The 14,212-nt window shown below is 38.6% G+C and carries 16 protein-coding genes; all 16 read left to right on the top strand.

The window, feature by feature from the left end:
* The first annotated feature begins 122 nt into the window (after positions 1–122).
* A complete protein-coding gene (wecB, locus tag L6W14_RS02700) occupies positions 123–1,244 on the top strand; it encodes a non-hydrolyzing UDP-N-acetylglucosamine 2-epimerase (RefSeq protein ID WP_131520796.1) in 1,122 nt (373 codons plus the stop codon).
* Positions 1,245–1,780: 536 nt separating this feature from the next.
* Positions 1,781–2,152: an ATP synthase subunit I gene (locus tag L6W14_RS02705; protein WP_004269472.1), complete on the top strand. Its 372-nt coding sequence runs from the start codon at positions 1,781–1,783 to the stop codon at positions 2,150–2,152.
* A gap of 36 nt (positions 2,153–2,188) precedes the next feature.
* The gene (gene atpB, locus L6W14_RS02710) at positions 2,189–2,899 is read left to right on the top strand and encodes a F0F1 ATP synthase subunit A (RefSeq protein ID WP_004269473.1); all 711 of its coding nucleotides are present in this window, start codon (positions 2,189–2,191) and stop codon (positions 2,897–2,899) included.
* Positions 2,900–2,962: 63 nt separating this feature from the next.
* Positions 2,963–3,187 (top strand): F0F1 ATP synthase subunit C, encoded by a 225-nt coding sequence (gene atpE / locus L6W14_RS02715; RefSeq protein WP_004269474.1) that lies wholly within the window; start codon positions 2,963–2,965, stop codon positions 3,185–3,187.
* 172 nt (positions 3,188–3,359) lie between these two features.
* Positions 3,360–3,881, top strand: coding sequence for a F0F1 ATP synthase subunit B (atpF, locus tag L6W14_RS02720; protein ID WP_016992759.1), 522 nt, complete (start codon positions 3,360–3,362; stop codon positions 3,879–3,881).
* On the top strand, positions 3,878–4,414 hold the full coding sequence (locus L6W14_RS02725) for a F0F1 ATP synthase subunit delta (RefSeq protein WP_036076089.1): 537 nt from the start codon (positions 3,878–3,880) through the stop codon (positions 4,412–4,414). Before atpF ends, L6W14_RS02725 begins: the two co-directional genes overlap by 4 nt.
* Before the next feature lie 28 nt (positions 4,415–4,442).
* On the top strand, positions 4,443–5,951 hold the full coding sequence (gene atpA, locus L6W14_RS02730; RefSeq protein WP_004269477.1) for a F0F1 ATP synthase subunit alpha: 1,509 nt from the start codon (positions 4,443–4,445) through the stop codon (positions 5,949–5,951).
* Between the two features lie 47 nt (positions 5,952–5,998).
* Positions 5,999–6,856, top strand: a complete 858-nt coding sequence (gene atpG / locus L6W14_RS02735) for an ATP synthase F1 subunit gamma (RefSeq protein WP_004269478.1) — start codon at positions 5,999–6,001, stop codon at positions 6,854–6,856.
* A gap of 51 nt (positions 6,857–6,907) precedes the next feature.
* Positions 6,908–8,323: a F0F1 ATP synthase subunit beta gene (atpD, locus tag L6W14_RS02740; protein WP_004269479.1), complete on the top strand. Its 1,416-nt coding sequence runs from the start codon at positions 6,908–6,910 to the stop codon at positions 8,321–8,323.
* 24 nt (positions 8,324–8,347) lie between these two features.
* Positions 8,348–8,755, top strand: a complete 408-nt coding sequence (locus L6W14_RS02745) for a F0F1 ATP synthase subunit epsilon (protein ID WP_016992762.1) — start codon at positions 8,348–8,350, stop codon at positions 8,753–8,755.
* Positions 8,756–8,836: 81 nt separating this feature from the next.
* A complete protein-coding gene (locus tag L6W14_RS02750) occupies positions 8,837–9,076 on the top strand; it encodes a DUF1146 family protein (protein WP_004269481.1) in 240 nt (79 codons plus the stop codon).
* Between the two features lie 465 nt (positions 9,077–9,541).
* Complete coding sequence (gene murA / locus L6W14_RS02755; RefSeq protein ID WP_036076091.1) at positions 9,542–10,852, top strand: UDP-N-acetylglucosamine 1-carboxyvinyltransferase; 1,311 nt, start codon at positions 9,542–9,544, stop codon at positions 10,850–10,852.
* Between the two features lie 81 nt (positions 10,853–10,933).
* Complete coding sequence (gene spoIID / locus L6W14_RS02760; RefSeq protein WP_237899270.1) at positions 10,934–11,872, top strand: stage II sporulation protein D; 939 nt, start codon at positions 10,934–10,936, stop codon at positions 11,870–11,872.
* 37 nt (positions 11,873–11,909) lie between these two features.
* Positions 11,910–12,587: a M23 family metallopeptidase gene (locus L6W14_RS02765; RefSeq protein WP_048395635.1), complete on the top strand. Its 678-nt coding sequence runs from the start codon at positions 11,910–11,912 to the stop codon at positions 12,585–12,587.
* A gap of 156 nt (positions 12,588–12,743) precedes the next feature.
* Entirely contained in the window at positions 12,744–13,004 is a 261-nt protein-coding gene (locus L6W14_RS02770; RefSeq protein WP_004269485.1) for a sporulation transcriptional regulator SpoIIID, read from the top strand.
* A 210-nt stretch (positions 13,005–13,214) separates the two neighbouring features.
* Positions 13,215–14,210: a rod shape-determining protein gene (locus tag L6W14_RS02775; protein ID WP_004269486.1), complete on the top strand. Its 996-nt coding sequence runs from the start codon at positions 13,215–13,217 to the stop codon at positions 14,208–14,210.
* The last annotated feature ends 2 nt before the right edge of the window (positions 14,211–14,212 follow it).

A 14,212-nucleotide genomic window follows, 5' to 3' on the forward strand; every position in this document is an offset into this window, starting at 1 on the left:
AATAACTTGTGAAAGCGTCCTTCAAATTGAAGGGCGTTTCATAGTATGTGTAGGTAAGTAATCCTTCATCAACAGGAGATTGGTCTTACCCTACAATAACAAAAAGGACGGTGCAGATCGTTTTGACAAAAAAATGGAAAGTAATGACGATTTTTGGTACAAGACCAGAAGCAATTAAAATGGCTCCTCTTGTTTTGGAGTTACAAAAGTATCCTAAGCAAATAGAATCTATTGTAACTGTAACAGCACAGCATCGCCAAATGCTCGATCAAGTATTAGAAACGTTTAGTATTACACCAAACTATGACTTAAATATAATGAAGGATCGCCAAACATTAATTGATGTAACGACAAACGCATTACAGGGTTTAGATCAAGTAATGAAGGAAGCACAACCAGATATCGTTTTGGTACATGGTGATACAGCAACGACTTTCATTGCAAGTCTCGCTGCGTTCTATAACCAAATCGCTATAGGCCATGTAGAAGCTGGACTTCGAACATGGAACAAATATTCACCATATCCAGAGGAAATGAATCGCCAACTAACAGGTGTGATGGCAGATTTACATTTTGCGCCAACTGAAGTATCTAAAAAGAATCTTTTAGATGAGAATAAAAATCCAGCGACGATTTTTGTTACAGGTAATACAGCAATAGACGCATTAGCAACAACAGTCAGTGAACACTACTCACATCCTGTTTTAGATAAAATCGGGAAAGATCGCATGATTTTATTAACAGCACATCGTCGCGAAAATCTTGGTGAACCAATGCGCCATATGTTTAAAGCGATTACTAGAATACTCGCAGAACATGAGGATGTTCAAGTTGTTTATCCTGTTCATATGAACCCGGCTGTAAGAGAAATTGCTAATGAAATTTTAGGGAATAATAAACGAGTACATTTAATTGAACCGCTTGAAGTATTTGATTTCCATAACTTTGCGGCTAATTCCTATATGATCTTAACGGATTCAGGCGGTGTACAAGAAGAGGCACCTTCATTAGGAAAGCCAGTGCTTGTTCTTAGAGATACGACAGAACGTCCAGAGGGAATTGCAGCAGGAACATTAAAGCTAGCAGGAACAGAAGAGGAAACAATTTACGCCTTAGCAAAGGAATTACTAACAGATAATAATGCCTATGAAGCAATGGCTAAAGCATCAAATCCATATGGGGATGGACATGCATCTAAGCGTATTGTTGAAGCATTGCTAGGATTTTTACAAAAAACTAATTAATATACTATATTTTATATTAAAAATAAGTCTAATGTACCTGTTGAAATGGGTAAGCTAATTTACGAGCATAATCTTGTCGTAAATTAGCTTTTTTAATGCGTGAGAAGGTTGAGAAATTTTGAAACTATGAAATTTCATACACAAATTTGTCAACAATTTGACAAGAGTATAGAGGCTGTGAAGTTTTTCTCCTTTACCAATTGACTTCAAATATCACCTATTGTATGCTTACAAAGGGTAAGAATGATAAGGGTTTCTGTTCATAAATAGGACGTTGAAACACTTGTTATATCAACTTTCTACTAAATTGACAGTTCAAAATAAGACTGTCGATTTGCAACGTTTTGTGCGTTTCGGTTTTTACCGAGTCGGTAAGGGGTGTAAGTTATTTTTTGGGCATTTACACCTGTAATTGAAATGACTCTCCCATTACTATTCCGCTGTGAGTAGTGCTTTTCACTGCTCTTTTCTGATTTCACATAGTGGTCAGCAAACGTTTTCATTACTCGAAAAAATGATTCAGGAGATTACAACCAATGCTAGATTTGCATCACATTTTTGCTGTGCAGAAGAGGGCGTTATTTTTTTTGCTTGCACTCTGCGCATTAGGCTGGGGATTTACCCCCTATCAAACTGTTTTTGCGGGCATCGCAGTCGGTGCATTCTTTGGTACGTATAATTTTTGGATTTTAGTTCGACGTATGGAGAAGTTTGACAGATCCATTAGTGAAGGGAAGAAAATAGGCTCACTTGGTACAGCGCTTCGCTTTGGATCAGGTGTTGCGGCAGTCGCAATAGCCATTTCGTTGCCAAACTATTTTCACTTAATTAGCACGGTTATAGGGCTAATGATTCCGTACGTTTTTCTCTTTGTCGAGAGAATTGTGTCACATGTAAGGAACCGCTAATGTGCTTTAAATTAGAAAGAGAGGTGAAAAATAACAATGAATCATGAAGCTCCGTTACTAGAAGTCGGTTTTTTAACATTTAACTTATCAACAGTTATGATGTTACTAGTTGCAGCAATTATCGTATTTTTAATTGCCTTTATTTCAACTAGAAGCCTAAAGTTAAAACCTACTGGTATGCAAAACTTTATGGAATGGATTATGGATTTCGTTAAGAATATCATTAAAAGCAACATGGATTGGAAAACTGGTGGTCGATTCCACGTTCTAGGCATCACACTAATTATGTTTATCGCAGTATCTAACTTACTAGGTCTTCCTTTCTCAATTGTCTATGGGCATGAGCTATGGTGGAAATCACCAACAGCTGACCCTACAGTAACGATGACATTAGCAGCAATGATATTAGTCTTAACGCATTTCTATGGTGTAAAAATGAAGGGTACAGGTCATTATGTTGGTACATTCTTCAAACCAATGTCATTCATGTTCCCACTTAAAATAGTAGAAGAATTTGCAAACACATTAACATTAGGTTTACGTCTTTACGGTAACATTTATGCGGGTGAGATTTTACTTGGCTTACTTGCAGGTTTAGCATCATCAGGTGCTGTGGGATTCATCGGGGCAATCGTTCCAATGATGGCATGGCAAGGTTTCTCAATTTTCATCGGCTTTATCCAAGCCTTTATCTTCACAATGTTAACAATGGTTTACATGGCTCATAAAGTGAGCGATGACCATTAATATAAAGCATATACCCTATGCTTGAACAACAAAAACAAACAATTCCAAGGAGGAAATTTTCAAATGACAGGTTCATTAGGTTTATTAGCAGCAGCAATCGCAATCGGTTTAGGTGCACTTGGTGCAGGTATTGGTAACGGTCTTATCGTATCAAAAACAGTAGAAGGTATCGCTCGTCAACCAGAAGCTCGTGGCGTTCTTCAAACTACAATGTTCATCGGGGTTGCATTAGTTGAGGCCCTACCGATCATCGCAGTAGTAGTAGCATTCATCGTAATGAACAAATAATTCAGTTGAACACTGAATTTTACTAGTGGCGAAGCAGGATTCTCCAGATGAAACTTCGCCCTTCATTTTGGAACTGATAAAAGCTATGTGTAAATATAGCTTTTTAAAATAGGTAGTTTTTTAGTCACTAAATTATGTTGAAGTTAAAGCTCTTGAAGGGAGTGAAACAATCGTGTTTTTAGATAATCTTGTACTAGGTGCAGGCGGTGCTTCGTTAAATAGTGGAGATATCATCGCAACATTAGTTATTTTCATCGTATTAATGTTACTACTTAAGAAATTCGCTTGGGGTCCACTTATGGGCATTATGCAACAACGTGAAGAATTAGTAGCGAGTGAAATCGAAGCAGCTGAAAAAGCGCGCAAAGAATCGCACCAATTTTTAGAAGAACAAAAGAGCCTTCTTAAGGAAGCTCGTACAGAAGCACAATCGATTGTTGAGGGCGCTAAGAAGCAAGGCGAATTACAAAAAGAAGAAATTCTTACTGTAGCTCGTAATGAAGCAAATCGCTTAAAAGAATCGGCTTTACGTGAAATTGAGTCTGAAAAAGAAAAAGCTATTGCAGCTGTACGTGATGAAGTCGTTTCATTATCTGTACTTGCAGCATCTAAAGTCCTTAGCAAAGAGATTTCTGAGGCAGACAACCGTGCTCTAATTGAAGAGACGATTGCGAAGGCAGGGGAAGCTCGATGAGTAATTCAACTGTAGCAAAACGTTACGCTCAAGCGCTTTTTGAATTGGCGCAACAAAAAAATATTCTTACTGAAGTTGGAGCAGACTTAAGTGAACTAACAAAAGTAGTAAAAGAATCTCCTGATTTTTTAACGCTTTTAAATGCACCTAAGTTCTCCGTTGAACGAAAAAAACAAATGGTAGCTGATATCTTTAACGGTGCAACACCAGAAGTTTTACACACTGTTCAACTTCTAGTTGAGAAAAAACGTGTAAACGAGATGACACAAATTGCTAAGGCATATGCTGAACTTGCTGCGCAAGCACAAGGCACTGCAGATGCAACAGTATTTTCAACACGTGCACTTTCTGCAGAAGAAAGCGCTAATATTTCAGCAGCGTTCGCGAAACTTGTTGGAAAACAATCATTAAATATTACAAACGAAGTTGATCCATCTTTACTTGGTGGTATTCGTGTTCAAATCGGTAACCATATTTATGATAGCTCAGTAGCAAACAAACTAGAGCGTCTAAAACGTGAATTAATCGGTTAATAATTTAGAAATGTGAGAGGTGACATACATGGGCATCAAGGCTGAAGAAATCAGCAGTCTGATTAAACAACAGATTGAGAATTATGAATCTGAACTTAAAGTAAGCGAAGTTGGTACAGTTATCCGTATTGGTGACGGTATTGCTCTTGCTCATGGCCTCGACAACGCCATGGCTGGAGAACTACTAGAGTTCTCTAATGGTGTTATGGGTATGGCTCAAAACCTAGAAGAAGGTAACGTTGGTATCGTAATCTTAGGTCCATACACTGACATCAAAGAAGGCGATGAAGTTCGTCGTACAGGTCGTATCATGGAAGTACCAGTTGGTGAAGAACTAATTGGTCGTGTTGTAAACCCACTTGGACAACCAGTGGATGGACAAGGTCCAATCAACACTACAAAATCTCGTCCAATCGAAAGTCCAGCTTTCGGTGTAATGGCTCGTAAATCAGTACACGAACCACTACAAACTGGTATTAAAGCGATTGACGCATTAGTGCCAATCGGTCGTGGTCAACGTGAGTTAATCATCGGTGACCGTCAAACTGGTAAAACATCTGTAGCTATCGATACAATTCTTAACCAAAATGACCAAAACATGATTTGTATCTACGTAGCAATCGGTCAAAAAGAATCTACTGTACGTGGTGTTGTAGAAACTCTTCGTAAACATGGCGCTTTAGATTACACAATCGTTGTGACAGCTTCTGCTTCTCAACCAGCTCCATTATTATTCTTAGCACCATTTGCAGGTGTATCTATGGCTGAAGAATTCATGTTACAAGGTAAACACGTATTAATCGTGTATGATGATCTTTCTAAACAAGCATCAGCTTACCGTGAACTTTCACTTCTTCTTCGCCGTCCTCCAGGTCGTGAAGCATATCCTGGTGACGTTTTCTACTTACACAGCCGCTTACTTGAACGTGCTGCGAAGTTAAATGAAACATATCAAAATGGTTCAATTACAGCTCTTCCATTCGTTGAGACACAAGCTGGGGATATCTCTGCATACATCCCAACTAACGTAATCTCAATCACTGATGGACAAATCTTCTTACAATCTGACTTATTCAACTCAGGTGTACGTCCAGCGATTAACGCCGGTCTTTCTGTATCACGTGTAGGTGGATCTGCTCAAATTAAAGCGATGAAAAAAGTTGCGGGTACACTACGTCTTGACTTAGCTGCATTCCGTGAGCTTGAATCATTTGCTCAATTTGGTTCAGATTTAGATAAAGTAACACTTGCTAAACTTGAGCGTGGTAAACGTACGGTTGAAGTTCTTAAACAAGACCTTAACAAACCACTAAAAGTTGAAAAACAAGTTGCAATCCTTTACGCATTAACTAAAGGTCACTTAGATGATATTCCAGTACAAGATATCGTTCGCTTCGAATCAGAATTCTTAAGCTGGTTAGATTCAAACCACACAAACGTTTTAGATCATGTTCGTACTACTAAAGAGCTTGCTCCTGATGCGGATTATGAAGCAGCAATCAATGCATTCAAAAAAACTTTCGCTAAATCAGAATAAGTCTTAGCTAGTCACTTGATTAAAAAACAGAAGGTGGTGAAATACCAGTGGTAAACTTACGCGAAATTAAAGGTCGTATTACTTCAACAAAGAGTACGAAGCAAATTACAAAAGCAATGCAGATGGTTTCTTCTTCTAAGTTACGTCGTGCAGAGCAAAATGCTAAAGCTTACGTTCCTTACATGGAAAAAATTCAGGACGTAGTAGGCGCGATCGCTTCAGGGACAAAAGACAGCGGACATCCAATGTTAACTGCTCGTCCTGTTAAGAAAACGGCTTACTTAGTCATTGGTTCTGACCGTGGTCTTGCAGGTGCTTACAATTCAAGTATCCTGCGTCAAGTACAACGTACGATTAACGAGCGTCATAAATCAAAAGACGAATACGTTATCTTAGCAGTAGGTCGTGTAGTTCGTGACTACTTTGTGAAACGTGATCATAATGTCATCAGTAATGTTGTCGGTCTACCTGACCAACCAACTTTTGCTGATATTAAAGAAATCGCTCGTAATGCTGTTGGTATGTTCATTGATGGTACGTATGACGAACTTTATATGTACTATAATCACTTTGTCAGCGCTATTGCTAGCGAAGTGACAGAGAAAAAACTTCTTCCATTAACAGATATTGCCCCTGCAAGCGGTACTGCTTCTTATGAATTCGAGCCATCTGGCGAAGCAATTCTAGAAGTGTTACTTCCACAATATGCGGAAAGCTTAGTTTATGGCGCATTATTAGATGGAAAAGCAAGTGAACATGCTTCTCGTATGACGGCTATGAAAAATGCAACAGATAACGCAACTGATCTTATTTCAGACCTTTCTTTGCAATATAACCGTGCACGTCAAGCGGCGATTACACAAGAAATTACAGAAATCGTTGGTGGAGCTGCAGCCTTAGAATAGGCAAGCAGCTTCCCAATGTCGTATAAGAATACGATAGGAGGGTACACAGTAATGAATAAAGGACATGTTATTCAAGTAATGGGTCCAGTTGTTGACGTTAAATTCGACAATGGCCAATTACCAGCAATCTATAACGCTTTAACAGTTAAGATTGAACGTCCTAATGAAGAACCAACAATTCTTGCATTAGAAGTTGCGCTTCATTTAGGTGATGATTCTGTTCGTACAATTGCGATGTCATCTACTGATGGCTTACAACGTGGAGCAGAAGTAACAGACTTAGGAAAAGCTATCTCAGTACCAGTTGGTGAAGTTACACTAGGTCGTGTATTCAACGTACTTGGAGAAGTAATTGACTTAGGTGAAGAAATTCCAGCAGACGCACGTCGTGATTCAATTCACCGTGAAGCACCAACTTTCGAGAATCTTTCAACTACAGTTGAAATTCTTGAAACAGGTATCAAAGTAGTAGACTTACTTGCACCATATATCAAAGGTGGTAAAATCGGTCTATTCGGTGGTGCCGGTGTAGGTAAAACTGTATTAATCCAAGAATTAATCAACAATATCGCACAAGAGCACTCTGGTATCTCTGTATTCGCTGGTGTAGGTGAGCGTACTCGTGAAGGGAACGACTTATTCTTCGAAATGAGCGATTCAGGCGTTATCAAGCAAACAGCGATGGTATTCGGTCAAATGAACGAGCCACCTGGTGCACGTATGCGTGTTGCTTTAACTGGTCTTACAATGGCGGAATACTTCCGTGATGAGCAAGGTCAAGACGTACTTTTATTCATCGACAATATCTTCCGTTTCACACAAGCAGGTTCTGAGGTTTCTGCCCTATTAGGTCGTATGCCTTCTGCGGTAGGTTACCAACCAACACTTGCAACTGAAATGGGTAAACTACAAGAGCGTATCACATCTACGAACAAAGGATCTGTAACTTCTATTCAAGCGATTTATGTACCAGCCGATGACTATACTGACCCGGCTCCAGCTACAACTTTCGCCCACTTAGATGCAACAACTAACCTTGAGCGTAAATTATCTGAAATGGGTATCTACCCTGCGGTTGACCCATTAGCTTCGACTTCTCGTGCATTATCACCTGAAATCGTAGGCGCTGAGCACTACGCAATTGCTACTGGTGTACAACGTACAATCCAACGTTACCGTGAATTACAAGATATCATTGCAATCTTAGGTATGGATGAATTATCTGATGAAGATAAACAAACAGTAGAACGTGCTCGTCGTATTCAATTCTTCTTATCACAAAACTTCCACGTAGCGGAACAATTCACTGGTCAAAAAGGTTCTTATGTACCTGTAAAAGAAACTGTTCGTTCATTCAAGGAAATCCTTGATGGCAAATGGGATCACCTACCAGAAGATGCTTTCCGTCTAGTTGGTTCAATTGATGAAGTAGTTGAAAAAGCGAAAAGCATGGGCGTAGAGGTTTAATACTAGGGACGAGGAGGAAAAAATATGAAGACAGTTCTAGTCAATATTGTCACTCCCGACGGCCCAGTATACGATTCTGAAGTATCAATGGTAATCGCTAAAACAACTTCAGGAGAAATCGGTGTTCTTGCAGGCCATATTCCAATGGTGGCTCCACTTGCAATTGGTGCAGTGAAGCTTAAAAAAGAAAACGGTTCGACTGATATTGTTGCTGTAAGCGGTGGTTTCATTGAAGTTCGTCCAGAAAAAATCTCAATTTTAGCGCCGTCTGCTGAAATTGCTGAAAACATCGATGTTCAACGTGCTAAAGAAGCCGTTAAACGTGCTGAAGGACGTCTTCAAAGTAAACAAGACAACATTGATTTCAAACGTGCTGACCTAGCATTAAAACGTGCGTTGAATCGTATCAACGTTCATGAGGGTAATATCTAATTCATTTTTAACGGGCAGATATCGCATCTGCCCGTTTTTTAAGGTGAACAAACATATTGAAGGAGAAATGGAGGATGCTATATGGAGATATATGAAGCAATTGGACAAGAAGCTTTATTGGGTATTTTATCCCACCTATTTTTTATTGCTATTACTTTTTATGCTTTACAAGCTTTTATGATCGAAAAACTCTTTAAAAAGAATCGAGTTTTTCAAATTCAACTCATTTATATTTTACTTAGTATTGCGATAGGCTCAGCAGTATCTAATTTCTTTCTTCAAATATCTAGTTGGTCAGGTAAACTTCCTTATTTATTTTAAAAGAATTCGTTTCTTTCTTTCATAAATTTATAGGTCTACATACTTCAAAGGACTTTATAATACCATTTGTGTGGCCCTTTGAACTATGTAAAAAGACGCTAATACATTAAATTCTTATGAATTTTACGCTATTAGCTATCAAGATACCCATTGATAAATGTACGATAATAGGTACCTTCCACTTCATTTTTTATAGAAAAAAGTGAAAAGTTGTTTTTTATTCATATATCTTTGGGTATGTATTAGAAGCGAACGGGTTATTGGTCATTCACAAAAAAAATTTAGCAGCGTACAATAAATAAATAGCAAAAAATCTAATAATGGCTTAAAATAGTGATTTGGACGCTTGAACGAGCGTTAGAAAAGTTGTACTATAGAGTTGTTTGTTTACTGATTATGACATTATACTTCTTTATTAAAATAAAAATTTGGTAGGTTAATAGATTGAATTCGGAGGGACATAGGGTGGATAAAATAATAGTGACTGGCGGCCAAAAACTACAGGGAAAAGTACGTGTAGAGGGCGCAAAAAATGCAGTGTTACCAATCCTTGCAGCAGCTTTACTTGCTTCAAAAGGAGAAAATGTAATTAAAGAAGTCCCTAATTTAGCAGACGTCTTTACAATAAATGAAGTACTTAAAAGTTTAAACGCAGCAGTTACATATATACCTGAAGATAATGCCGTATATATAGATGCAACAAAAGAACTTTCAAGTGAAGCTCAATTTGAATTTGTTAGTAAAATGCGTGCATCTATTTTAGTAATGGGATCTCTACTTGCTCGTAATGGCTATGCTCGTGTAGCACTTCCTGGAGGCTGTGCAATTGGATCACGTCCGATTGAATTACACTTAAAAGGCTTTGAAGCAATGGGTGCAAAAATTTCATTTGGCCATGGCTATGTTGAGGCGAAGACAGAGGGTCGCTTAAAAGGGGCTAATGTGTATTTGGATTTCCCAAGTGTTGGGGCAACTGAGAATATTATGACAGCGGCATCTTTAGCTGAGGGGACAACTGTAATTGAAAATGCCGCGAAAGAGCCTGAAATCGTGGATCTTGCAAACTTTATTAATAGTATGGGTGGCCGTGTAATCGGTGCGGGTACAAATACGATTCGTATCGAAGGAGTCGATACATTATATGGTGTAGAGCATCATATAATTCCTGACCGTATTGAAGCTGGTACATTTATGGTAGCAGCAGCTATTACGAGAGGAGATGTGGTGATTGAAAACGCAGTTCCTGAGCATATGACTGCTTTAATAGCTAAAATGCGTGAGATGGGCGTAGAAATTACTGAGTTGGATGAAGGAATCCGTGTACGAGTTCCTCAAACACTAAAAGCAGTTGATATCAAAACAATGCCACATCCTGGTTTCCCAACAGATATGCAATCACAAATGATGGCGTTAATGCTTACTGCTGAAGGTACGAGTATTATTACAGAAACGGTATTCGAAAACCGTTTTATGCATGTTGAGGAGTTCCGTCGCATGAATGCTGGTGCTAAAATAGAGGGACGTTCTGTGTTTATCGAGGGGCCTGTGGATCTTCAGGGAGCTGAGGTAATGGCAACGGATTTACGAGCTGCGGCTGCATTAATTTTAGCGGGTCTTGTATCAGAAGGAATGACACGTGTCACAAAACTTCATCATTTAGATCGTGGTTATGTTGATTTCCATGGAAAATTAGCATCTCTTGGTGCTAATATTGAACGTATTACAGAAGAAGTAGTGACAATTGAAGATGTAACAGTTGAATTGCCTACAAACTAAATAGATTGTAAAACCCTTTGCTTTTTGTGCAGAGGGTTTTTGTTTTCTCATAACTACAAGAAATCTAGCATATTATTTCTTATGAAAAAATGGATGATTAGTATAGGTGTCATTTGCTTGATTGGGGCATTATATATGCTTCCTATAGTAGGGTTCAGTGAAAGACAAGAGGCTATCATACCTCAAGCTAGTGATAAGAATGCTTGTGAAATATTTATAGAAGTGGAGGGGCAAGAAGAAAAAATCCCTTTGGAAACGTATATTACAGGGGTAGTTGCTGCAGAAATGCCCGTTTCTTTTAAAAAAGAGGCACTGAAGGCACAAGCTATTGCAGCCCGCACATATGCGTTGAAAACGACAAATTACGGTAAAATTGCGATTGCTCCAACTGTGGCAAAGCAAGTCTTCTATGATGAAGAACAAAGAAAGGCGAATTGGGCTAGCAATTTCCTGGGAAATGAAAAGAAAATTGTCGAAGCTATCAATGAAACAAAAGGACAAGTTATTCTTTATAATAATGAATTGATTACAGCCATGTTTCATTCAACAAGCAATGGTAAAACAGAAAGTGCTTATGGATATGGTGGAAATGATATTCCATATTTGCAAAGTGTTACAAGTATATCTGATCAAACATCTCCTAAGTTTGAGGCTGAGCAAGAATGGACATTATCTCAATGGAATAAGCTCTGGCCTATACAATGGCAACCTAGTGATTTTAACCGTATCCAGTTATTTTATAATGATTCTGGGCGAGTAGAACGTTTACAGCTAGGGAATAACGTCTGGACAGGGAGAGAGGTAAGAACGCTCCTTGGTATTCCATCAACTGATTTCACAATCATCTTTAATGCCAATAAAAGAAAGGTTCATGTGAAAACCCAAGGCTATGGGCATGGAGTGGGCATGAGTCAGTATGGAGCTGAGGCAATGGCAAATGAAGGGAAAACAGCTGCCGAAATTTTACACTATTATTATCAAGATATTGAAATAAAAAAAATAGATGCATGTTTAAAATAACTTCTAGTTGTTCACACTGCAACTAGAGGTGATGAAAATGAGAGAGGATAAAAATAATAAAGCTTCTCAAAACCAAGATCCAAATCAAAAGGAAAATGGCCAATTACAAAAGAAACCGTGGTTTTGGCCAGTAGTTTACACAGGTGGTGCACTTGTTCTAGCAGGATTGTTATTTGGTTACAATAGTCTCGTATCAAAAGTAGAAGAGGCTCCTTTACCAGATTTAGCTGAAGTAGATCCAGGTCCTGTAGTGGAAACTAATGCACGAACTGAAAACATGAAGTATCCATTCAAAGAAGAGAATTTTAGTAAAGTACAAGTCTTACAAGAATTTTACGAGTTAGAGGCAAATGAAGAGTCTCGTGAAAATGCACTAATGGTATTTAATCAAACATTTACTACATCTTCTGGAATCTCTATTGCTATGAATGGTGAAGAGTTTGAAGTACTAGCTGCTATGAGTGGTAAAGTACTAGAGGTAAAACTAGACGCATTTACAGGCAATAAGATCGTGATCGAGCATCCAAATGGTATGCAGACACATTATAGCTCTGTGAAGGATATCGCTGTTAAAGAAGGCGATGAGGTTACACAAGGTCAAGCATTAGGAAAAGCGACAGACAACGAGTGGAATCAAGCGGCTGGCGTCCACATGCATTTCGAAATTCTTGAAAACGGAAAATATATCAATCCGAAAAAATTACTAGCTTTTTAATGAGAAAAGCTAGTAACGCATAAAAAGTCAGCATTTTATCAAGAAAATGCAAAACGTGTTCTGAATAGCTTTGTCCTCACATAAGGTGAAGAAATGCGCAAATGTGCATCTGATTGCCAAAGCATTTTGTGAAATTGTGTGGAAAGGACGAAGAACGTGCATGAGCACATTCGGAAGCGCTGCATACGCCTCGGTGAATTACTGATTGAGACGCGTGAGACTGTGCGTGTCCTCGCGAAAATGACTGGTTATTCAAAAAGTACGGTGCACAAGGATTTAACAGAGCGATTACCAACAATTCATGAAGGATTAGCTGACCAAGTGAAAGAAATACTCGCCTACCATAAGGCCGTACGTCATATTCGCGGAGGAGAAGCAACGAAAAACAAGTGGAAAGAAAGAGCGAGTCAAGAATGATTCGTTCTTTTTTGTTGTGTTGGACAAGCATAAGTGGTGATTTTCTAAGGAATAGTAATTCTATATTATAGCCGTTCACTGCCTAAAAAGAAAACAGTCTTATTCACTAAATTTAGGTGAAATTACCAATAGAATATGATAAAATATTCTAGATAAAGAGATAAAATGAACGTTATGTAGTTGGAACTGGCGGGAAGGAGAAATTATAAAATGTTTTCGAAAGATATTGGCATTGACTTAGGGACTGCGAACGTATTAATCCACGTTAAAGGAAAAGGGATTGTCCTCAATGAACCATCTGTTGTGGCGATCGATAAAAAGACAAATAAAGTATTAGCGGTAGGGGAAGAAGCCCGCCAAATGGTAGGGAGAACGCCAGGTAATATCACAGCTATTCGTCCACTAAGAGACGGAGTCATTGCAGATTTTGATGTGACAGAGGCGATGTTAAGACATTTCATCAATAAATTAAACGTAAAAGGATTTTTGGCGAAGCCACGCATATTAATTTGTTGTCCAACGAATATTACGAGTGTTGAACAAAAGGCAATTCGTGAAGCTGCTGAAAAATCCGGCGGTAAAAAGGTATATTTAGAGGAAGAGCCAAAAGTAGCAGCAATAGGTGCTGGAATGGATATCTTCCAACCAAGTGGAAATATGGTAGTCGATATCGGGGGCGGAACAACAGATATCGCAGTTTTATCAATGGGTGATATCGTAACAAGTGAATCCATTAAAGTAGCAGGCGATGTGTTTGATAACGATATTTTGCAATATATTAAAAAAGAATATAAATTGCTGATTGGTGAACGTACTGCAGAGGCAATCAAAATGACAATAGGTACAGTTTTCAAAGGTAGTCGCAATGATACAATGGATATTCGTGGCCGTGATATGGTAACAGGTTTACCACGTACAATTACAATTGAGTCTGAAGAAATTGAACGTGCACTACATGAATCAGTAGCCATGATAGTCCAGTCAGCTAAAAATGTCTTAGAAAAAACACCACCTGAACTATCAGCCGATATCATTGATCGTGGAGTGATTATAACTGGTGGCGGGGCATTGTTACATGGAATGGACCAGCTATTAATAGAAGAGTTAAAGGTACCGGTTTTCATTGCAGAGAGACCTATGGATTGTGTAGCCATTGGTACAGGTATCATGCTTGAAAATATTGATCGTGTGCCAGCATCCTTATAAAA

The organism is Lysinibacillus sp. ACHW1.5, assembly GCF_022014815.1.
GTDB classification, from domain to species: Bacteria; Bacillota; Bacilli; order Bacillales_A; family Planococcaceae; genus Lysinibacillus; species Lysinibacillus capsici.